The sequence below is a fragment of the Desmonostoc muscorum LEGE 12446 genome (assembly GCF_015207005.2).
GTDB classification, from domain to species: domain Bacteria; phylum Cyanobacteriota; class Cyanobacteriia; order Cyanobacteriales; family Nostocaceae; genus Nostoc; species Nostoc muscorum.
In genome coordinates this window covers 4,085,734-4,108,059 of record NZ_JADEXS020000001.1, presented here as the reverse complement: position 1 = coordinate 4,108,059, position 22,326 = coordinate 4,085,734, and the positions used below count along the sequence as shown (strand labels likewise).

Sequence of the window (22,326 nt, the reverse complement as noted above, 5' to 3'; positions counted from 1 at the left end):
TGGTTCAGTATTGTTTTGTGACGCAAAAACACCCCAGTATTGAGTACCGCTTTGGCAAAGCCATTAGGCGGCGAAGGCGAGAGTTAGATTTATCCCAAGAAGAACTGGCTGAAAAGTCAGGACTTCATCGCAACTACATCTCAGGAATCGAAACCGGAGAGCGTAACCCTTCGTTAAAAAATATTGTTAAGTTAGCGGCAGCTTTGGAGATATCTGTCTCTGATCTCTTTGTTAATTACGGTATCGAGGTTAAGAGTGAATCGGAAACTAATCCCTAAAATTTAGGTGTTAAAACTAAAGTACCAGCGTTTAGGTTAATCCCAGAGGGATGACTATTTACTCAGAACATTGGAGCCTAAAACCTCTAGAAATCCCGCAACGGAGTCGGTTATTCTCTCTTGAACCTATGAAAGTCCCGTCATACCGACGCGGTGCATTATTGTCGTATCCGCAGCATCGAGAGATAGGGAAATTTTGGTTTGGGTAGCAACCATGTTCAGGTTTCCTCTTCTTCTTTGGTGCGAGTCGCTGGGACAAATATTCCACACATCATTTTTCGTTTCCCACTAATTCCCTGTTCTTGCAAGGTTAAGGAATCTTCTGGGTTGAGTTCGCTAATTTTTACGCCAAATCCTCTAACTTTAAACTGTTTTCCTTTTTGATTGATGGTTAATTGTCTTTTTTGAGGTGTTCCATCTTGTCGGGTCAGAAGTTCAATTTTTCCTTGTATTCCTTTATTATCCAGTTTCCGTTGCACAGCTTCAATAAAGTTAATAGGTTCTTGAAAGCCTGTAATTATCACTAATCTGGAATAGACACTTTTTGAAGAAATTAACGGTTTGTATTCGGGAATATCTAGTTGATAAGAATTTTGACCTATGTGAAAAGCTTGACCCGCTAAATAAGGATAAATTAAAGGAATCTGTTGATGATGAATCCGAATTTTTAGACGGGATTGAGCAGTGAGTTCAAGCAAATTGTTCCTTGTCGGTATTCCTGCGATCGGATGAATCCCAATATTGTTTAGTTCATGTAGTGGGGGACAAATACGGGATAAGGCAGCGTAGGTAAGATAACCGTTGTCAAGAGGAATCGGTGCGCCTCTCAGCTTAAACGTTAAATCTACATATTCCTCGCTTTGAATTAATATGGCTGCCATAGATGGAAATTTTGAGATGTCAGAGTTTGTTTAATACATCAACATCCTCTTGTGCAAAATTATCCTCATTGTCATCGCCGACTACTTTGGTTAGAGTGGCAATCCAGTTTAGGCTATTGTTCGCAATATTCTCACTGGTTAGGAGGATCTTCTAATACTCCAGTAGTTACTCAAAACAGATGGATAGCCAAAAGTTTCTATCCCATACCAGTATGAACAGCTTCTGCTTCATTATAAAAAAATTCGGTGCTTTTCTGCTTTCTATGCTTGATTGGACTCAGGGCAAGCTTATCCTTCCAATTTAGACTAGCGGCAAACTTATGGTTCCAAACTGTCAATTTCATCCAAAATTAGCTGACGCAAGAATGAGGGTTATAGTGTTGTTGACGGCAAAGTTATGGTTCCAGTAGCGGCAAAGTTATGGGTAAAGTCACACGATTGGCGGCTTTTTTAATGGAACCATAATCTTGCTGCTGCGATTTCCGGTAATATTATTACCGGAAATTACCTGAAATTACCCGCAATCACAGCGCAAAATTAGCACAGCCAAATGGACAATCGAGGTAGTAAACGAGAGACTTAAAGCAGGCAAGATTGGGGTGAAGGTGGAAGCGAGGGGCGATCGCTTGTCATTGAGCTACACGATTAAGCATTGTTTAGTAGTTTTGCGTTACAGATACTTCAGTAACACAAAACTGAATCATCCAAAAGCCTGAGATGAAACTCATCGTATATTTACTTATACACTTAAGCATAGTAACTATAAAAGTTTAAATCTATGAAATTTTTGTTTAGGGCTAAAGCCACAACTTTCACAACCATAAAAATATCAGCAGCAATAGTAGTCGGGATGATTCTAAGCAGCATATCTGTAGAAAAGGCATATGCCGCCGACTTCAAATTTATCAAGATTGCTGATACCAATGATTTTGGTGATTTTTCTGTATCTGCCTCTTATCCTCCTGCAATTAATGATAAGGGAACAGTAGCTTTCAAGGTTTCTAACTTCTCTGTCTCTGGGTCTGAAGTTCCTTTCAGTGGCGGTATTTTCACTGGCTCTGGAGGAGCGCTCACTACCATTGCTCCGATTGGAAGCTTTTACTTCGTAAATTTTCCTAGTATCAATAACAGTGATACAGTTGCTTTCTATGCTCGTACAAGTTCTAGCGGAGGCGACGAAATTCTTACCAGCTCAGGAGGAACACTTACTCTCATTGCCGATACTACGACTTTTAGTAACCTTGGTTTTCCTACTATCAATGATGAGAATACAGTAGCCTTTAGAGGTGAGCGATTCCCAGAATTCGATGGAATCTTAACTAGCTCTGGAGGAGCGCTTACTACTATCATTGATAACACTGGCTCCTTTATTTCCTCTGGAGTTCCCGCTATTAACAACAGTGGCACAGTTGCTTTCACGGCTGGTCCAGACAAAGTAGGGGGCGAAGGTATTTTTACTGTCAGTGACGGAACTTTGAATACTATTGTTGACTCTAGCGGTCCTTTTCAAAGATTCAGAAACCCTGGTATTAACGACACTGGAACGGTGATCCTCTCTGCTTCTTTAGATGCTGGAGGTGAAGGTATCTTTACTGTTAGTGACGGAATTTTGACTCCGATTGTTACCTCTAGGGGTCTTTTTGAAAGCTTTCTAGATCAGCCTGCCATCAACAACGAAGGAGCGGTAGCTTTTGTTGCAACATTGGATGCAGGGGGTTTTGGCATTTTTACTGGTGCAGACCCTGTTGCTGATAAGGTGATTGCTATAGGGGATAGTCTTTTTGGTTCAAAGATAACAGGTCTCAACTTCACCTTTGAAGGGTTTAATAACCGTGGTGAGATCGCCTTTGCCGCAAGCTTTGAAGATAGCACTGGGGGGTACTTTGTCGCTGTTCCTGTTGCTAGTGTCCCAGAACCCACCAATCTTCTTGGTCTAGGAACAGCTATGAGCTTGGGTGTTTTATTCCAAGGAAAGCTATCTAAGAAACCGAAAAACAAAGGTATCTAAACAGCCATCATGCGTTCTGCTGTATGCAGAACGCATGAAAATTTTTTCCTTAAATCGTATAGAAAAAGTCTGACTTTTTTTTGATACTATGATAACTCTGACTCGTTAAAAACCGATTGACGTATGAGCAAAGGTACCTTATTCGATAAAGTTTGGGACTTACACACTGTTGGTACACTTCCCTCAGGACTTACACAACTATTTATTGGGCTTCACCTAGTTCACGAAGTCACTAGTCCCCAGGCCTTTGCTATGTTACGCGAGCGGGGTTTAAAAGTACTCTTTCCTGAGCGTACCGTTGCCACGGTAGACCACATTGTGCCCACAGAAAATCAAGCACGTCCTTTTGTCGATTCCTTGGCAGAGGAGATGATTCAGGCGCTTGAGCAGAATTGTCAAGAAAATAACATAACTTTTTACAATATTGGTTCTGGTAGTCAGGGCATAGTTCATGTCATCGCTCCCGAACTTGGACTGACCCAGCCGGGAATGACGATCGCTTGTGGAGATAGCCACACATCCAGTCATGGTGCATTTGGAGCGATCGCATTTGGGATCGGTACTAGCCAAGTCCGGGATGTTCTGGCTTCCCAAACCCTCGCCCTCTCGAAACTGAAAGTCCGCAAAATTGAAGTTAACGGCACTCTCAACCCTGGGGTTTACGCCAAAGATGTGATTTTACATATCATCCGCACCCTTGGTGTGAAAGGTGGCGTGGGCTATGCCTACGAATTTGCAGGTACCACCTTTGAACAAATGAACATGGAAGAGAGGATGACAGTTTGCAATATGGCGATCGAAGGCGGTGCCAGATGCGGCTACGTCAATCCGGATCGAGTCACCTACGATTACCTGCAAGGCAGAGATTTTGCACCCATTGGTGCAGATTGGGACAAAGCAGTAACTTGGTGGGAATCCATCAAAAGTGATACTGATGCTGAATACGACGCTGTAGTAGTCTTTGACGCTGCCCAAATTCCTCCCACCGTTACCTGGGGAATTACTCCCGGTCAAGGTATCGGTGTTAACCAGTTTGTTCCCCAGCCAGAAGAACTCCTCGAAGAAGACCGCTTTGTTGCCGAAGAAGCTTACCGCTACATGGATTTATACCCCGGTCAACCCATCAAAGGCACCAAAATCGATGTCTGCTTCATTGGCAGTTGCACCAACGGCAGAATTAGTGATTTGCGGGAAGCTGCCAAAATCGCCAAGGGTCGCCATGTTGCTGAGGGAATTAAAGCCTTTGTCGTTCCTGGTTCCGAACGGGTGAAGCAAGAAGCCGAAGCTGAAGGACTAGACAAAATCTTCACCGAAGCTGGATTTGAATGGCGTGAACCTGGGTGTTCCATGTGTCTGGCGATGAATCCTGACAAATTACAAGGAAGACAAATCAGCGCCTCCTCTTCTAACCGCAACTTTAAAGGAAGACAAGGTTCCTCCTCAGGTCGCACATTATTAATGAGTCCGGCAATGGTGGCTACTGCTGCCATTAAAGGCGAAGTCTCTGACGTGCGTGAGTTGTTGTAATTTTGGGCATGGGGCATTGGGAGAGACGCGATGAATCGCGTCTGTACAAGAGTTAAGTCCCCCAGTCCCCAATCCCCAGTCCCCAATCCCCAGTCCCCAGTCCCCAATCCCCAATTCCAAATATGGTAAGCGAAGTTAAAACAGTTTCCGGGCGCGGTATACCTTTAGTGGGCAATGATATAGATACCGATCGCATTATTCCCGCCCGTTATTTAAAAGCCGTTACCTTTGATGGCTTAGGCGAAGGTGCGTTTATCGATGACCGCAAAGCATTAAATGGCGAACATCCCTTTGACCAACCCCAGTACCAAGGGGCGAAGATTTTAATCGTTAATAGGAATTTTGGCTGTGGTTCATCACGAGAACATGCACCGCAAGCGATCGCTAAATGGGGAATTCAAGCACTAATTGGTGAAAGTTTTGCCGAAATCTTTTTCGGTAACTGCGTGGCAATGGGGATACCTTGTGTGACAGCCGATGCTGCTAATGTCAAACAATTGCAAGAGTTAGTAGCTGCCAATCCCGAAGCAAATGTCACAGTGAATTTGGAAACTTTGCAAGTGCAAATTGGCGATTTCACTACCCCAGTTTTCATCGGTGAAGGTACAAGAAGCACCTTTATTTCTGGGACTTGGGATGCTTGCGGTCAGTTAGTAGCTAATGCAGATCAAGTTCGGGCTACGGCTGCAAAATTACCTTACGTTGGTTGGGGTAATTTAGCTGCGAGTTAATACTCTGTCGCTCAGAGTAATTTTCTTGATTTGGATGAATGTTATTCCGGCCAATGGCAAAGCAAATGGATTGGATACTCGATGCAGATATAGCAATTTTTAATGAGGTGTTGGAGCGATCGCTGTGGTAGATTTTTAACAGTACTGTCAGCTCGCTCCATCTCCTCAATATCCAGACTATGAAAATCAATCGATTGCTGGAACTTAAGCAAAAACTGACGGATGAAGCAGATTTGTCCGATATCTGGCTATTTTATATGGATAATTTTGCGGATCATCCGAAATTTACTCAACTAGGTGAGCCTGCGTATAATGAATATCTAAATACTGTCCTCCACAAAACTTGTGAGCAAATGTTTGGCAGGGCAATAAAGATTACTGACTTTTTCCTGATTTACATTGCAAAGTATGGTTTTTTTCATGGACCTTTCCAAGTTAAAGGACGTATTGGGGGTATGATTTATTTCGAGGATATAAAAATTGGGTTAGTTGCAGTGTCAGCGGATTATCCCCCTACCGATGCGGTTAAGTATTCACGTTTTTCTGAGATAATTCAACTGTCGGGACCTAATCCCAATGAACGCAATTGAGAGAAGCACAACGGATAGGTGTTTCCAAGAAGTGCGATCGTATAGGGAGTAGGGAATGGGGAGTGGGGAGTAGGAAAGAAGCCTTATCTGAGTGTACTGATTTTTTTCAGAAATCAAATATGAGTCCTATAGTAGATATTGGTGTTGGGTTAGCGTTTGAATAAACGGATTTAAGTCCCCCACTTCAAGCATTGCTGAATTCTGTATTCTGAATTCTGAGTTCTGATTTAATCTTCAGTTTTTTCTAGGCAACTGCCGTTAAAATCAAAGTCTTGACATTCTTTACTTTCCAACAATTGCCTGACTGTACTACCAGGTTGACAACTCATCAAAGTTCCTCCCAAAGCAAATAGTGTCATCGCAGTTGCTATTCCCACTAAAGTAGCTCGTTTTAGAGGTTTAATTGTCCTGATTAAATTTTCTATCCCAGTACCATTACCAACAACCTCAATTGGCTTTAGTGCTTCCAAAGCAATAGTCGCATTAGCGTAGCGGCGTTTGCGATTGCGTTCCAACATTTTCATTAACCACGACTCAAAACGTGGGCTGATTTGAGGAACCAATTTCTGGAAATTAAAGCGATAATTATCATCAATTAACTTACCAATATCAACAGAACGGGTATTATTAAGTAAGCAAATCAACGTTGCTCCTAAACTATATAAGTCTGATGCTTCTGTCAGAGGATGACCAAAATGTTCCTCTGGTGGCATGAAGCCTGGGGTTCCGGTTACGAAGCTGCTAAGAGATATTTTTGCATCTTGTATCCTAGCCAAACCAAAATCCACTAAGTAAGCATTTAGTTGCTCATCAATCAAAATATTCTCTGGTTTGATATCCCGATGAATAATTGGCGGAATTTGCTTTTGGAGATAAACCAAAATTTCTAAGATTGACAGAGCAATTTGCTTAATTTGTTCGGGATGAAAGCCGCGTTTTGAACTTAAGGATGGGGCATTTTTATATTCCTGCACCAGATAAAAAACCCCTGGCATTTCAAACGAATCTATATAGCTAGGGATGCGCGAATGATTCAGTTGTTGCAAGATTTCAATTTCGCGTTCATAGGCTTTCACACCTGACCAGTCAGTACTTGCACTAGCGAAACAAAACTCTTTAATCACTACTTGTTGATTAGAGCTGAGGACATTAGCTAGGTAAGTAACGCGTCCCCCTTCTCTGTTGCGTCCTAGTTCGCTGATGACTTGATAACCTTGTTTGGAAAAATCTGGATGGTGACTCAAGGGAATTACCCCTTTATGTCCATTACGCACATGAAGCTCCATTATACCCCACCACATGAGTTTGATTTTGTCAAGGTGTAATTCAAAATTAAGAGCGACTCACCCAGATTGTTAACCGCATTTTTACCCTACTCGCCCCAAAGCGCATAAACACAAACTGATGCCCTTATCTTGATGATGCCAGGTACTTCAACTTTGGGAAAGTTGCCAAGGTACTGGCTTGTTGATGCGCGAAATTGTTAAATTTGCCCTAACCACTGGGCAATTTGGGCGTTAACAATGTCTGGAACTTCATCGTGGGGACAATGACCGGCATTGGGAATGGGCACTATTTTGATGTTTTTGCCCTTCTCACGTGCCTTTTCGTAAATCTTTGCCCCAGTAATTGGTGTCCAGGGATCATCGGCACCCCAAATTACCAATAGAGGACGTTCTACTTTGGGCAATAGTTCCTCTGGACTTGGGCCAGGGGGGGCGGTGAGAATGGAGGCGAAAACTTGTTGCGCTCCTGGATCGCAAGAAGGAGTATAAAGTAAATCGACTAATTCATCGGTGACGGCTTGGCGATCGCGGTAAACTTGGTAAAGAGTACGACGAATTTGGGCTTTTTGGCGGATACGATTGTAAACAAATTTGCCTGTAATTGGCGATCGCACAACCCGATTAAAAGCTGCCATCACAATGCGTAGCGGCGGATTCAATTCGTGGGGACGATGACTCAAACCACCCGCAGAGTTAATTAAAACACCGCCAGCAGCAATTTCTGGATGTTCTACCAATACTATCAAGCTCAAAAGTGCGCCGATGGAGTTGCCAATAAATACAGCGGGTTCCTGGATGTGTGCTGTGCAAAAATCTTTCAGCAATTCCACCCAAACTTCCACACTGTAATCAATGGCTGCTTTATCGGAACCACCAAAACCCAAAAGATCCAAAGCAAAAACTTGGTAGCCGGCATTTGCTAAAACTGGGATATTTTTCCGCCAGTGTCCAATGGAAGCACCAAAACCATGAACTAGTACCAGAGGGCGTCCTGTACCCATGACGGTATACTGAATTTTATGGCCCTGCCAAGTCCAAAAGAATTTTTTAATGGTGGTAGTTGTTGTTAGCTGCTGTGTAGTTTCAGTCATTATGAAGATTTATAAAGTACTCTTCAATATAGTAATGTTCTCTGGCATCAGATCTTGCACCTCAGCGAATTTTAGATTTTAGATTTTAAATTTTGGATTGTAAATTCAAAAATAACTCTCTGGAACTCTGATTTTTCTGTGCCTTCTGCCTTGAGAAGTTCTGATGGTGGGAAACCTCCGGTCAGACTTTTTGCTGCGTCCTGTGCGCTTCTATTTAGGGCTTGCTAAACCAAGTCAATTCTTGCAAATAAAAGCGGATTCCTAGATGAATAATTTTAGATGTTAGTTTCATCTATTACCAGGGATTAATAAGTTAGGGATACCAAATACCCCTTTAACCTTTTAGACGAATGGTAGTGTGAGATGAAATACACAAATCAAAGTAACTTTGTTCATTTGAGCAAATTTGTTCTTGCTGCAACCTCTGCGGCAATGTTTTCGCCAATAGTTTCTGCTTACGCAGCTTCAGGGTTTTCTACCATCGTCGCCCAAAAACCTGATAATTCTACTGAGCAACAAATTTTAGCCGATAATGAAGTAGAAACAAGGAGTAGTACTACTACTATCCAACGGCAAACTGTAACCACAGAAAGCCGCACTCAAGTAAATACTAGTAGTGTTTCAGTCAAAGGACAAAAAACAGGTTTTAGTCTGGCAATTTGGGAACCATCTGGTAATTTGTCAGAAGTAATTGCCCGCGTTTCTGTTAAAAGTAAACATAACAAGAACTATTTAAAAGAGCGGTTTTTGGGTGATTACAAGTACAAGATTAAGCAAAAAGCAAAATTTGTTAAAGGGTTAAAAGCTAGCGATCGCATTGTTGTCCGATTATACGATCTGCAAAACCGCTTTATTGGTTACAGCGAATTTGAATGTTTATCGGCAAACACCGCAGTTAACCTGATTTTGTCGGCTAAACCAACAGAATATCAAGTCATTCGCACTGTTTATGGTATTGATGCTGACCAAGACGGTGGTATTGATGCAAGTACCACCACTTACGACTACTTCACCCAAGTCAGCAACCAAAAGGTTAATTTTCTCAGCGGTTCTCAAACCTTCCAAGCTAGTCAGTTCCAAGTAGAAAGTCTGTCAAAAGTTCCAGCAACTAGTGTTTACCCTGTATCTTTTACCCAAGGTGAATTCGCTTTAGTGCGCCAGTCCTCCTTTAGCGTCTTTAGTTCTGATTTGGCAGAGGTTTTGCAAGCTACTCCTGGTAGTTTGGTGCAGGTCACTGAAGTCAGCGATAACTCTAGCTATGATATTAGCCAACTGCTAATGAATTATCGCCAAGTTGGAGTATCTCGCACTCTCCAAGTTGGATTTTCTGATGTTTCCACAGACTACTGGGCTAAAGATTTTATTGGCGAATTAGCAGCAATGGAAATTCTTGAAGGTTTCCCTGATGGAACTTTCCGCCCCGATGCACCAGTAACTCGTGCCCAATTTGCAGCAATGCTGCGGAAAGCGTTCACAAAGGGCAAAATTCGCCAAGCGATCGCTTTTAAGGATGTCTCAACTCGATATTGGGGTTACAATGCCATCAGGGATGTTTACCAAATGGGCTTTTTAAACGCCGTTATTGGTAAAGATTTCAACCCCAATCAAAGCCTTTCTCGCCTCGACATTCTGGTAGCCTTAGCACGGGGATTAAATTATCAAGCCAGCGGTTCCACGGATACGATTTTATCTGTTTACAGCGATGCAACTAATATTCGTCGTGAACATCGCAGTCTGATTGCTGCTCTCACACAACGCGGTATAGTTGTCAACTATCCCAACGTGAATTTGCTGAATGTTGAACGGGTCGCAACTAGGTCTGAGGTGTCTGCTTTGCTATATCAAGCACTGTATAGTACTGGACAGGTAGCAAATATATCTTCACAGTACGTTGTTGGACAACAACAGCAGCAAGTTGCAGTTGAAGAAGGTGCTGAAACTCCAACGCAACGGGAGGGAGTGCGTCGCCATTGCAACCAAGGTATTGGTAATGGTGCTGAGGGCTGTGACCCTGGTAATTCTCGTCCCCACGGTGGTAGTAACGACGAAGGTGGACGTACTCCGGGTAACAGGTAATACATTTAATTAACTTGTAGAGACGCGATTAATCGCGTCTTTAACTGTAAAAATAATTTGTTGACCATAAGAAATTTCCAGCGTATGACCATCTGGGTCTCGAAGATAAGCCCAGTAACCAACTGGAGGACCCCAGTCATTTGGCCCAGCCAGCAGTACGCCCTCTGTGCGTGCCTCATTGCACAGGCGATCGACTTCCTCCTGATTCTGATAAGCTACTCCAAGATGGGAGTGTGGTAACAGTACGCCTTCTACTTGAGTTGATTGAATGAGGACAATCACAAAAGGTCTGGTAAGATCGCTAATCCAAGCAACATCTGATTGAATCGTGCGATCGCTACGACGATGTACAACCGTCATTTGGGCATATTTTGTATAAAATGCGATACTTGCATCGACATCACTAACTGCAAGTGCAATATGAGTGAAACCAAGATCGGACATGATAATAACTCCTTGTATAGACTTGGAGCAAGTTGTTAAAAGATATAGCTCAATATAGCGGTTTGCAATTGCATGGAGTAAAGACAATTCGTAGGGGCGCACAGCTGTGCGCCCCTACTGTGTAACTCATTCAAATGAAAATCGCTATATATGTAACCGTATCACTGAGCAACACCAGTCAGACAAATTATTGCTAATAGTTTAAATTTATAAATACCTTGGTAAACTTTTCAAAACCAGGAAACCATATCAGTTTCAGTCTAAGAACGGGACATTGAAGAAGAATACAGAATTCAGAATTCAGAATTCAGAATCAATCAGTCGGGGATTCAGACCCGCGACTGTCTTGTTGACCGCCAAATCGTAGATTTGGTGGGGGTGCAAAAACGCCGATTATTCAGACGCTCCTGCGTCGCTAACGCTGCGCTATCCGCCAGTCGCACAGAATTTATTCTGAATTCTGACTCCTGACTCCTGAATTCTGTTTGATAAAGTATTACAGTTGGTCTTTCTTTGTCAAATCGCCTTGAATACCACCAATTGTGCGAATTCTACTTTCGCGGGGCTGGCCTGTTTTCCAACCAGAAGATTTTCCAGGAGTTTTGGGAGGTTGGGTAGGTGTACCAATCACTGCTAAAATTGCAGGTATGTAAAATCTACATAATTGAACTAAATTCTGAATAATATTAAAAGTATTTAATTATGAAACAATTTACTGATAAAGTTGTTCTGATTACAGGAGGTAATTCTGGTATTGGCAAAGCTACAGCATTAGCTTTTGCTGAGTTAGGGGCAAAAGTAGTGATTGCTGGCAGGAAAATTAAAGAAGGTGAAGAGACTGTTAATTTAATTGAAAAAGCTGGTAGTCAAAGTATTTTTATCCCAACAGATATTACTCAAGAAACAGAAGTTAAAAATTTAATTAGCCAAACAATTAAAACTTTTGGTCGTTTAGATTATGCTTTTAATAATGCTGGAACTCCTGGAATTCTCAAAGTCAATATAGATGATTCTGAAGAGAATTGGAATCAAGTTATTAATACTAATTTAAAAGGAGTTTGGCTATGCATGAAACATCAAATTCCGGAAATGCTTAAAAATGGTGGTGGTGCTATTGTAAATAATGCTTCTATTAGAGGATTAATTGCTGCTAATTTAACTAATGAGCAAGAAAATAAACCACAACATAATATTCATTTCTATTGTACTAGCAAACACGCCGTTTTAGGACTTACGAAATCTTTAGCTGCACAATACGCTAAGGATGGTATTAGAATTAATGCTGTTTGCCCAGGAACTATTGTAACTCCTATGGTCATGTCAGCTTTAAGTGAGGAAACAATAAAATCTTATGGCAATCAATATCCCATAAAACGATTAGGTACACCGGAAGAAATTGCTCAAGCAGTATTATGGTTATGTTCAGATTCAGCTAGTTTTATGATTGGGCATTCACTAGTTTTAGATGGTGGTTTAACTATTCAACATTAGTTTTACAGCAGATTGCAGGTAAATCTAACTTTTCACAGCATCTGGAAAACCTCTCCCCTACAAGGGCTACCGTGTAGACACAAGTTATCGAATATCACTACCAGTCCTCGAATTACCCCACCCTAACCCTCCCCCTATGTATTGGGGAGGGAACGAGATTCTCTTATTTCCCCCAATACATCGGGGGGATTAAGGGGGGTAATTCGACTTGTGTGTACACCGTAGCCTACAAGGGAGAAGCTTTGAATTTTCCCCCTTCCCTACTAGGGAAGGGGGCTAGGGGGTTAGGTTTCGCGTTGGTTTTTCCATATGACGTGAAAAGTGAGGGAGGTAAATGAGGTAAAAATATGCGGTTTGAAGTGATTTTTTGGGAGTGCCTACAAGAAAGCTGACACCATTGATAATAAAGATAGGCGTTATCTTTACAAAATTTTATGTTTTTAACTTGGTTCGACAGCAATAGTTGGCTGCTGGAAATCGGCGGGAAACGGATACTAATCGACCCTTGGCTAGTTGGTTCGTTAATTTTCAGTAATTTGGAGTGGTTATTTAAGGGGTGGCGATCGCAAGAGCGCCCAATACCTGAGAACATTGATTTAATTCTGCTATCTCAGGGTTTAGAAGACCATGCTCACCCACCAACACTCAAGCAGCTAGACCATAATATCAAGGTTGTAGCTTCTCCCAATGCAGCTAAGGTAGTACAGCAATTAGGTTACACCCAGGTGACCACTCTCGCTCACGGTGAGACTTTTACTTTAGATAATCAAATTGAAATCGAGGCTTTTCCTGGTTCGCCCATTGGCCCCACTCTCGTGGAAAATAGTTATCTCATCAGAGAATTGAAAAGTAGTTTAACTTTATACTACGAACCTCACGGATATCATTCTCCAGAAGTTAAGCAAGCTGCACCCATCGATGTAGCGATTACACCGTTTATTGACATGACATTACCTTTGCTAGGGCCGATTATTAAAGGAAAAAATAGTGCTTTAGAGGTAGTAAAATCGTTACAGCCTCAAGTAATATTACCCACAGCGGCTGGTGGTGATGTGATATTTGAGGGATTGCTCATGAAATTGATTCAGACTAAAGGAAGTGCTGCGGAATTTCGTTCGCTATTAGAGAAAAACAATCTTTCGACGCGGGTGATTGAACCAACACCAGGCGATCGCTTTCAACTACCATTAGAAAAGCGAGCGTTAGCAATCTAACTTCAAAAGCAAATAATGGTTGCCACATTCCACCATGTGACAACCATTATTTGTTCCATAGCTTAATTTTCTTGGCTATTGTTTTGCACATAAACTTCTCTGATGGGAAAGGGAATACTAATCCCTGCTTCCTGATAGCGTTTGTGCAATTTTTTAATAAATATATGTTTACCAATGCGCTGGTCAAAAAATTCACTGACTCGCATATATAGCGTGAAATCTATACTAAAATCCCCAAAAGTGTGAAACCTGATATATGGTTCATTTCCAATTAACTTGGGTGCAATTTCTTGCATAACTTCTTTAGCAACTTCCACAGTCACTTTTTCAACTTGTTCCAAGTCACTATCATAACTGACACCGACATTCATCGTTAAAGTTATTTCCTTGGCGGGTAAATGATAGTTAGTGAAAATTGCCGATGCTAATTTAGAATTTGGTACAATTACTACGTTATTGGAAACTTCTTTAATTGTCGTATTGCGCCATGTGATGTCCGTAACATAGCCTTCCTGTCCAGCATCTAATTTCACATAGTCTCCGGTTCTAACTTGCTTAGAAATAATTAAGTAAAAACCAGAAAATAAATTTGCTAGGGTGTCTTGAAGCGCCAAACCAACTGCTAGACCACCAATACCTAAAGTCGTGACGATTGGCGTAATTTCAACACCGACAGTTTGTAATAAGATTAATGTTCCCAAAAGTAAAACAGTAGCCTTAGCAAGATTAGAAACGAGTGAAGTGGGAACTCCTTCTGCCCTTTGAATAAATAAATTAACAAAACCAGCAGTCAGTCTGGCCAAAACTAAAGTCACTGAATACAAAAATGCGATGGTGAGAATTTTTTGCAGCACAGTGACAATATCTGGTCTCAGGGGAGAACTGAGAACCGCCCAAAAAAAACCGCCAATCATAAACCAAATAAAGGTCATGCGATGCAGGGAGTGAAATATAATATTTCCTCCGGCAATCCGTTTATTTTTAACGAATATTTCGAGTTTTTTGAAGATAACTTTTTCAGCAATTATTCCAGCCAGTAAACCAGCTAAAATAAAGGCGATCGGCGGAATCCATTGCATCATATCAATTTTCAAGTTTGAGTTTGAGATTAAAATAGTTAACAGTGTTGTTGTGATTATGGCTAAATTTTACCTTGTTAGTTGTCGGAGTTTCCAGCCAAGTTGTTCGACTTGGCTAATTATTCGTTGTTGCCAAATAATTTTTTGGCGATTAAGGTTTGTCCACCATTGGGGGATGGTAGTTAAGTGATTGGGATTTTGTAGATTATTGTTACCCTGTTGTTAGACAATTTTCATAAGTGCTGTTTGGTTCCAGTCTAAATAACTTTTGCATGAATGCGAACATCTAAAAACAGTCTGATGAATGATTACCAGACAATCTCTAGATATATTTGGCACCAAACTATGGTTCAAAATTAATAACATGGACTTGCCAATTATTTACCATCCAGATTACGTTGCACCATTACCTGAAGGACATCGCTTCCCAATGTCCAAATTCCGACAACTCTACGAATTGCTATTAGCTGATGGTGTGGCAAATCAAGAACAATTTTATACACCTGAACGTCCGCCGACAGAATTGATCGAGTTAGTCCACACCCCAAACTACGTTCAAGCTTATTGTGAAGGAACTCTAGAACCCAAAGCACAGCGTCGCATTGGGTTACCTTGGAGTCCAGCGCTGGCAAATCGTACCTGTGTAGCGGTTGGTGGTACAATACTCACTGCTAAGTTGGCACTGAGTCAGGGTTTAGCTTGTAATACGGCTGGTGGGACTCATCATGCTTTTCCCAGTTATGGATCTGGTTTTTGTATTTTCAACGATTTAGCGATCGCCTGTCGCGTTTTACAAAAACTCGGACTTGTGCAAAAAATCCTCATTGTAGATTTGGACGTTCATCAAGGAGACGGCACCGCTTTTATCTTCCAAGACGATGAGAGTGTTTTTACCTTCTCCATGCACTGCGAAGTCAATTTCCCCGGTACCAAACAAAACAGCGATTTGGATGTTCCTTTAGCCGTGGGAATGGAAGATGATGCTTATTTACAAACATTGGCGAATTACTTACCAGATTTATTATCTAAAGTCAAGCCAGATATAGTATTTTATGATGCAGGTGTAGATCCTCATATAGGCGATCGCTTGGGAAAATTAGCCTTAACAGACACTGGCATTTTCCGTCGGGAAATGCAGGTTTTAAGTACTTGTATGAGTGCTGGTTATCCTGTCGCCTGCGTCATTGGTGGCGGTTATGCTGATGATATGAAATCCCTCGTTTGGCGACACTCCCTATTGCATCGCGCCGCCAGTCAAATTTATCGGCAGTACAAACTTTGATATAGTCTTTTGAATTCTAAAATATAAAAACTTGGTGTGCAAAGGCAATAGTGGATGAACAAAATCAAACTCAGAATCTACGAACTTTCAAAAGAATTGAATTTAGATAGTAAAAAACTATTAGAAATTTGCGATCGCCTCAAAATTACAGTCAAAAGCCATACAAGTTCAATCTCGGAATCCGAAGCAGAACGCATTCGTCTAGCAGTAAATAAACTAACAGCTAAATCCTCAAAAATTAAAACATCCTCCCAAGAGTGGGGTTATACATTCGTAGGTTCAACAATTGATAGATTAATCCGCAATCTTGAAGGAGAAAGCGCCCTAGAATCATATCCCGAATTTCGCCAACGACGCGAACACGCCAACGAGTTAATGTTTGAATGCGTCGGGAAAAAGCCTTGTTTATTTTATGTGCGTCGCAAAGGTGCAGGTAAAGACGTAGGAGAAGAAATTTGGGATTTAACAATAGCAACAGACTCCGATGAATTTCAATTACCTCCAAGACTGGAAAAACTAAAAAAAACATTAGGATTTACAGTAGCTGTACAAAAAGATGGGAAGGGCGGTTTAAAGATACTTTCGGCTCAGTTATTACACCTATCACGGGGAAATGCTGATAGCTATTCTGTAGCTTTTCGCTTGCGTTTGTTACCTAATCACCAGCATCATCTCGACATTCCATCGGCGACATTGACGCGTATAAAAGCCGCGCCAGCTTGTGGCGATTATGTGCCTACAGAAGAACAGTTGAAAGCTTGGAAAGCGTTTTTACAAATTGAAGAAAAAATCGCTAAAGCACGTCAATTTTGTGTGCGTTACATCAGTAACAACCATAACTTCAAAAGACGGATTAATTTTGAAATTGATGTCACCTCAGCCACCCTTGACGGCTTTTATCAAAATTCCCTTGAACTAGAAAACTTTTGGGAACGCGCAAGACGAGCAAAAAACGAAGATTTAAAACTGTTTGAAACTGCTCCCATTGGTAAAAATTGGCTTAGCGGCCGCCAATTAGGAACTGTTGAAGAAGTCGATCCCAACCGTTGTATTATCAGCGTGAGATTAGAACGTGACTTAGCTGAATATATCGCAACAGATCGTTATAAGTTGCCAGCAACCGGATTTTTGTGTTTTGAAGCAGTTGGTGATATTCAGCAGATTCAGCGCAAGAAAAAAGCCTTAGACGATTTGAATAATGGTTACACTCAGAATCAATATTTGGGTAACTTTTTATTCGATGCTTCCCAAGCTAGACAAATTAAAACAACCATTGAACTTAAACCAGAGGAATTATTATTATCTGCTGCTAATCCTGGACAAAAAGCAGCAGTAGAAAAGGTACTTGCTGCCAAGGATCTTGTTTTGATTCAAGGGCCACCAGGTACTGGAAAAACTACCGTAATTGCTGAAATTTGCTATCAAATTGCCCTTCGTGGCGGGCGCACTTTAATCGCTTCTCAAGCCAATTTAGCAGTAGATAACGCCTTGAGTCGATTAGTTCACAACCCAGTGATTCGGGCTGTACGTAAGGGAAAAGCCGAAAAAGTTGGGGAGGAAGGACAGCCATTTTTAGAAGATCAAGTGATTGGCAGATGGCTGGAAAATACTGCAAATGACTGCGAAAATAATCTTACTCAACGACTAGGAAATATTAAACTTTTGAGTCAATTACTGCCATTATTGCCAAGATTTACAGCCTATTTAAAAAAAGAGAAAAAATTCCAAGAACAACAAAGTAAGTTTCATCAAAATAAATTAGTATTAGAGGAAAACTTTAAAAATCAAGAAAATTTTTACAAAGAAATATTAGCAGAGCAAAATGAAGTTAAATCTCTAAATTTTGACTTGGATATTTTACTAAATAATGCTGCTAATATCAACTGGGAATCTCCAGAAGTTACAAATTTTTTGCCACTTCTTAAGCCCTACACAGAAGGTAATAGTTTAGTAGAAGAATTTTTAGCAAATGTTCGTCAATCTCTTAAATATACTGATGAACTTGCCTTTGTTCGCCCAGAATTTGGTGCTTTTGGTTTAGCGATTTGGTTGCGTGAAACCATAGCAACAGAAATTTTGGAATTTAAAACTGCTTTGAATTCTGCTCAAAATGTGAGTGAAGCCATGTCAGCAGTTGCAGCATTAGCGCAGACTGTTAAACAGAATTTTGACTCGTTAAATCAGTTACAAGCAGATGATCAAAAATTTCTTGCCAAGCAGCAAAACCTACAGCAAACAATCCAGATATGGGAAAACCGCCAACGGGAAATCGATTATATTATCTCAGCAGTGAAAGAATGGAAGTCAACAGCACATTCTCATCTCTATCAAACTTTAAAAGATTGTCAGCGATCGGGTTTACCTTTAACAGATAATCTGGTGGATTTACCGCTAGGTTTGTTGATGTTTGCTAATACATTAAAGTTACCACTAGTACCAAAAAACTACAAAATTAACCTGCCGGAGTGGGAGTTATTGACAAAAGCGATCGCTTATGAGACAGATGGCAATTTTACTGATAGACAAGGCAAACAGCATAATTTTAGTTATTTTTTACAACAAAATTTTAGTCAAATTCCAATGGTGTTTTCACAAAGCGATCGCACCCAATGGCAAGAGACTTATAAACAGTTTAATAACTATCAACTACTTAACCCAAAACAGCGAAAATTACTGGTTGAAAATACCCAGTTTTTCTTAATCAGAATGCAGAAAACCTATGGTGCATCATGGGAATGGAATAACATCGACTCTACTCTCACCCGAATTACACAAGAATTGCTAGAGACTATCCTTGCAAATGCACGTCAATGCGTTTTAAAAGTCAAAACGGAAACTGAACAACAGCTTCATCATCTACGCCGACAACTAAATGAACTTAATACAAATGAAATCAGCCAACAGCAAATCTTAACCATCCAATATCAGCTAGAAAAAACGCAACAAGATGCTAATTTGCAACTTCAACAAGTTATTAATATCTTGCAAGAACTTAGCCAACAGCCAAACACACCTAATAAACTACGCATTTTAGCTGAGCAATATCTCACAACACAATCAAATATTTGGGAACACCCCCAAGAATTTACCCAACAAGTGCATTCTTGGGTAAATTGCATAACTCAGCTTGAAACTTTGATTTCATTATTAGAACCTTTTGCTGTGCTGGAGGTAATTAAAAATTCTCTAGATGAGCATTTAGCAAAACTCAAACAAGAAACCGAAGCTTGTCTACAGCAGCTTCAAAAATTGCAAATTAATCTAGATGAATTAGAACAACAACTACAACCACAGCCATCGGAAAGTTTAATCGCCCAAAGAAACTGGTGGTTGACAGAATGGGGAACAATACCAGATAAATTTAAGCCAGAAAATTCTAGTGGTGATGTTTTTAATATAGAGTTTTTACAGAGTTTAAATAGTCAGTTTGAATCTTGGCAAAAAGAACTTCAAAAAGAAGAAGCTTATCTTAACAAATATCAGAATTTTGTGCAAGATTGGATAGAAAAATTAAGAAAGCCAACGGAAGGCGATCGCGACGATTTAAGGCGCATATATTTAGATAATGCCAACGTCGTTGGTATCACCTGCGTGCAAGCTGCAAATAGGGGTTTCTCTGAAGAATTTAAATCCTTTGATGTCGTCATCATTGACGAAGTTAGTAAGTGTACTCCCCCAGAATTACTAATTCCAGCATTGAAAGGTAAAAAGTTAGTCATGGTAGGCGACCATCGACAATTACCACCCATGCTTGATACTAGCACTTTAGAAGAAGTTGCTCAAGCAATTGGCAATACACGAGAAGAACTACAATTTTTAGAAGATTCACTCTTTAAAAGTCAATTTGAATCTGCTGATGAAAGCATAAAACAAATGCTAACTACACAATATCGAATGCACCCCTATATTATGGGCGCAATCAATCAATTTTACGACGGTAAACTAGAATCTGGGATTTTGGAACCTGATACAAAACGCGCACATAATTTAGCAGGGGAAATCATCCAAGAATCTCACCATATTCTGTGGGTAAAAACGCCCATAGAAAAGAAATTTTTAGAAGAACGTAACGGGACTTCTTATTTTAATACTCCAGAAATTGATATAATTGAACGCCTTTGTCAGCAGTTCGAGAATACTTGGGCTGATAAAGTTGCTAATGGGGAAGCAAAAAAAGAAATCGCCGTAATTACATTTTATGGCGCTCAATTAAGAAAAATTGACGAACGTCTGCAATCTGAACTTTTCCCTTCCCTAGAAATTCGTACTGGTACAGTAGACAGATTTCAAGGGATGGAAAGACCTGTTGTAATTGTGAGTATGGTTCGCAACAATAATAAAGGAGACGTGGGATTTGCTAAGAAACCAGAACGGGTGAATGTTGCATTTTCTCGCGCTCAAGAATTGCTGATAATTGTCGGTTGTCATGATTTATTTACACATCAACCAGGGAAAGTTGGAAGTATGTATTCGGAAGTTTCAAATATTGTTAGCCTTCATGAAGGTTTCGTTGATGTTTCTCGCATCTTCTGCTAAACTCGACTTTATCCAAAATTAAGAACTTGCTTTTATTGACACAACAAAAACCCTAGATTTTAGTTTTCTGAACCATTCCAAGGGCTTAATTTGCAACAGTCGTCAATCCAAACACGGTACAATCCAGAGGCACTTTTATTGTTACCAACGCAGGTTAAGTATGGAAGCAAATTTTCTGACGGCTGTTTTTCTGCCCCTGGCTCTATTTATTATCATGTTAGGCATGGGATTAACCTTGACCCTAGAGGACTTCAAGCGAGTTGTAATCTATCCGAAAGCGGTGGTGATTGGCTTAGCGGCGCAGCTAATCGTGTTGCCGATTGTGGGCTTTGGCATTGCATCAGTGTTTCCCCTTGACCCACAATTAGCAGTAGGTGTGATGATTTTAGCAGCCTGTCCCGGTGGCGCTACCTCTAATATGATTACGTTTTTGGCTGGGGGCGATGTTGCTCTTTCTGTGACGCTAACAGCTATTAGTAGTTTTATTACGGTTTTTACGATTCCTTTGGTAATCAATTTGTCAATGCAGACATTTTTAGGACAAGGAACAACCCTACAGTTACCTTTCTTAAGTACTGTTTTGCAGATTGGGGTGATTACACTTCTACCTATAGCAATTGGGATGATAGCCAAGCGGTATGCACCCGGACTAGCAGATAAGGCAGATAAACCTGTGAAGTGGCTGTCTTTATTTTTCCTAGCGGTGGTAATCACTGGAGTGCTGCTGCGAGAACGGAATAATTTTATTTCTTATGTAATAGATGTCGGCTGGGCAACTCTGGTTTTGAATGTGGTTGCAATGGCTTTAGGTTTTGCGATCGCTACCTTAGCCCGATTAGGAGAAAAACGTGTTACAGCAATTACAATAGAAGTAGGAATTCAAAATGGGACTCTAGCGATCGCGATCGCTTCTACGCCTACATTGCTAAATAGTCCCACAATGGCCATTCCTGGGGCGATTTATGGTCTGCTAATGTTTGTGACTGGTGCTGGATTTGCTTGGTGGGCTAATCGTCGCCAAGGCTTGTTGAAAGCATAATATAGATGCTTGCTAACGAGTATTTGACAGCAACTACATCCGGTATGGAGAAACAAAAAAAGATTTATTTCTCCGAAAATGCAACAAAAAATTTAGAATTAACAAACTGACCTCCAAAGCTGATTATTTCTCATTTAGAAACAGACTGGAGACTTTTATGACTACAACAGCCATCCCTACACTCACAAAAGAGTCACCCCTTCTATTTGAGGGACTGACTTGGAGAGAATTCAAAGCCGTTGAGCAATTATTAGACCGTCCAGGATATCGCCTGTCTTTCCTGGATGGTGTTTTGGAGATCCGAAGAATGCCTGGAGAACCCCACGAAACCGTTAAGAAAAGAATTGCCGCATTGGTCGAACTGTATTTGCTTTTGGCAGGGTTTGACTTTACTCCAACTGGCTCAATGACCTTGGAAAGTGAAGCAGGTGCTGTGAAGCGAGAGGCGGATGAATCCTACAAACTTGCCCCTGGCCGAGTGCGTCCAGATTTGGCAGTAGAGGTGGTGTTTACCAGTGGCGGTATCAACAAACTGGAGGCATACAAGCGGCTGTTGATTCCCGAAGTGTGGTTTTGGGAAGATGGCGTGTTAGAAGTTTATCACCTGCGTCAAGAAGGCAACGCGCTTCACTATGAAAAGGTTTCCAGTAGTGAAGAGGTCAAAGGAATCGATTTGGATTTGTTGTTGCGCTGCATTAATATGGTCAATCATGTTGATGCCATTAAAACTTTTCAGCAAGCGCTTCAGAAATAGCTGACGATTTCTGCTCACC

The 22,326-nt window shown here is 40.9% G+C and carries 18 protein-coding genes; 12 read left to right on the top strand and 6 right to left on the bottom strand.

The features are described from left to right. The first annotated feature begins 17 nt into the window (after positions 1–17). Positions 18–278: a helix-turn-helix domain-containing protein gene (locus IQ276_RS17610; RefSeq protein WP_235115745.1), complete on the top strand. Its 261-nt coding sequence runs from the start codon at positions 18–20 to the stop codon at positions 276–278. Between the two features lie 218 nt (positions 279–496). On the opposite strand, the gene cas6 is transcribed toward IQ276_RS17610, so the two are convergent. Then, a complete protein-coding gene (gene cas6 / locus IQ276_RS17605; RefSeq protein ID WP_193918611.1) occupies positions 497–1,159 on the bottom strand; it encodes a type I-MYXAN CRISPR-associated protein Cas6/Cmx6 in 663 nt (220 codons plus the stop codon). Between the two features lie 778 nt (positions 1,160–1,937). Between cas6 and IQ276_RS17600 the strand changes: the two genes are divergently transcribed. The 4 genes from IQ276_RS17600 to IQ276_RS17585 all read left to right on the top strand — a co-directional run bounded on the left by IQ276_RS17600 (position 1,938) and on the right by IQ276_RS17585 (position 6,015). Next, positions 1,938–3,167: a DUF7453 family protein gene (locus IQ276_RS17600; RefSeq protein ID WP_193918610.1), complete on the top strand. Its 1,230-nt coding sequence runs from the start codon at positions 1,938–1,940 to the stop codon at positions 3,165–3,167. A gap of 123 nt (positions 3,168–3,290) precedes the next feature. Next, positions 3,291–4,694 carry a 3-isopropylmalate dehydratase large subunit gene (gene leuC, locus IQ276_RS17595; protein WP_193918608.1) on the top strand — a complete coding sequence of 468 codons (1,404 nt, stop codon included), beginning with the start codon at positions 3,291–3,293 and terminating at the stop codon, positions 4,692–4,694. A 122-nt stretch (positions 4,695–4,816) separates the two neighbouring features. Then, entirely contained in the window at positions 4,817–5,425 is a 609-nt protein-coding gene (leuD, locus tag IQ276_RS17590) for a 3-isopropylmalate dehydratase small subunit (protein ID WP_190881604.1), read from the top strand. Positions 5,426–5,604: 179 nt separating this feature from the next. Further along, positions 5,605–6,015: a hypothetical protein gene (locus tag IQ276_RS17585; protein WP_190881603.1), complete on the top strand. Its 411-nt coding sequence runs from the start codon at positions 5,605–5,607 to the stop codon at positions 6,013–6,015. A 227-nt stretch (positions 6,016–6,242) separates the two neighbouring features. Here IQ276_RS17585 and IQ276_RS17580 read toward each other — a convergent pair whose 3' ends face one another. Both IQ276_RS17580 and IQ276_RS17575 read right to left on the bottom strand, forming a co-directional pair. Then, positions 6,243–7,301: a serine/threonine protein kinase gene (locus IQ276_RS17580; RefSeq protein ID WP_193920408.1), complete on the bottom strand. Its 1,059-nt coding sequence runs from the start codon at positions 7,299–7,301 to the stop codon at positions 6,243–6,245. A 197-nt stretch (positions 7,302–7,498) separates the two neighbouring features. Further along, positions 7,499–8,392 carry an alpha/beta fold hydrolase gene (locus IQ276_RS17575; protein WP_193920410.1) on the bottom strand — a complete coding sequence of 298 codons (894 nt, stop codon included), beginning with the start codon at positions 8,390–8,392 and terminating at the stop codon, positions 7,499–7,501. 363 nt (positions 8,393–8,755) lie between these two features. Between IQ276_RS17575 and IQ276_RS17570 the strand changes: the two genes are divergently transcribed. Beyond that, complete coding sequence (locus IQ276_RS17570; protein WP_193920412.1) at positions 8,756–10,468, top strand: S-layer homology domain-containing protein; 1,713 nt, start codon at positions 8,756–8,758, stop codon at positions 10,466–10,468. 9 nt (positions 10,469–10,477) lie between these two features. Here the strand turns inward: IQ276_RS17570 and IQ276_RS17565 are convergent, their stop codons facing one another. Further along, on the bottom strand, positions 10,478–10,912 hold the full coding sequence (locus IQ276_RS17565; protein WP_193920414.1) for a VOC family protein: 435 nt from the start codon (positions 10,910–10,912) through the stop codon (positions 10,478–10,480). A gap of 496 nt (positions 10,913–11,408) precedes the next feature. Further along, positions 11,409–11,543 carry a hypothetical protein gene (locus tag IQ276_RS40240; RefSeq protein ID WP_255264335.1) on the bottom strand — a complete coding sequence of 45 codons (135 nt, stop codon included), beginning with the start codon at positions 11,541–11,543 and terminating at the stop codon, positions 11,409–11,411. A 71-nt stretch (positions 11,544–11,614) separates the two neighbouring features. Between IQ276_RS40240 and IQ276_RS17560 the strand changes: the two genes are divergently transcribed. Together IQ276_RS17560 and IQ276_RS17555 are read left to right on the top strand one after the other, a co-directional pair. Further along, positions 11,615–12,403, top strand: a complete 789-nt coding sequence (locus tag IQ276_RS17560; protein WP_193920416.1) for an SDR family oxidoreductase — start codon at positions 11,615–11,617, stop codon at positions 12,401–12,403. 434 nt (positions 12,404–12,837) lie between these two features. After that, complete coding sequence (locus tag IQ276_RS17555; protein WP_193918875.1) at positions 12,838–13,617, top strand: MBL fold metallo-hydrolase; 780 nt, start codon at positions 12,838–12,840, stop codon at positions 13,615–13,617. Between the two features lie 62 nt (positions 13,618–13,679). Here IQ276_RS17555 and IQ276_RS17550 read toward each other — a convergent pair whose 3' ends face one another. Further along, positions 13,680–14,699: a mechanosensitive ion channel family protein gene (locus IQ276_RS17550; protein WP_193918877.1), complete on the bottom strand. Its 1,020-nt coding sequence runs from the start codon at positions 14,697–14,699 to the stop codon at positions 13,680–13,682. 361 nt (positions 14,700–15,060) lie between these two features. On the opposite strand from IQ276_RS17550, the gene IQ276_RS17545 reads away from it, so the two are divergent. From IQ276_RS17545 to IQ276_RS17530, 4 genes are all read left to right on the top strand, one after another. Beyond that, on the top strand, positions 15,061–15,978 hold the full coding sequence (locus tag IQ276_RS17545) for a histone deacetylase family protein (RefSeq protein ID WP_193918887.1): 918 nt from the start codon (positions 15,061–15,063) through the stop codon (positions 15,976–15,978). A 54-nt stretch (positions 15,979–16,032) separates the two neighbouring features. Then, on the top strand, positions 16,033–20,514 hold the full coding sequence (locus IQ276_RS17540; protein ID WP_193918879.1) for a translation initiation factor IF-2 N-terminal domain-containing protein: 4,482 nt from the start codon (positions 16,033–16,035) through the stop codon (positions 20,512–20,514). Between the two features lie 160 nt (positions 20,515–20,674). Beyond that, a complete protein-coding gene (locus IQ276_RS17535; protein WP_193918881.1) occupies positions 20,675–21,553 on the top strand; it encodes a bile acid:sodium symporter family protein in 879 nt (292 codons plus the stop codon). Between the two features lie 157 nt (positions 21,554–21,710). Then, on the top strand, positions 21,711–22,307 hold the full coding sequence (locus IQ276_RS17530) for a Uma2 family endonuclease (protein ID WP_193918883.1): 597 nt from the start codon (positions 21,711–21,713) through the stop codon (positions 22,305–22,307). Positions 22,308–22,326 lie beyond the last annotated feature (19 nt).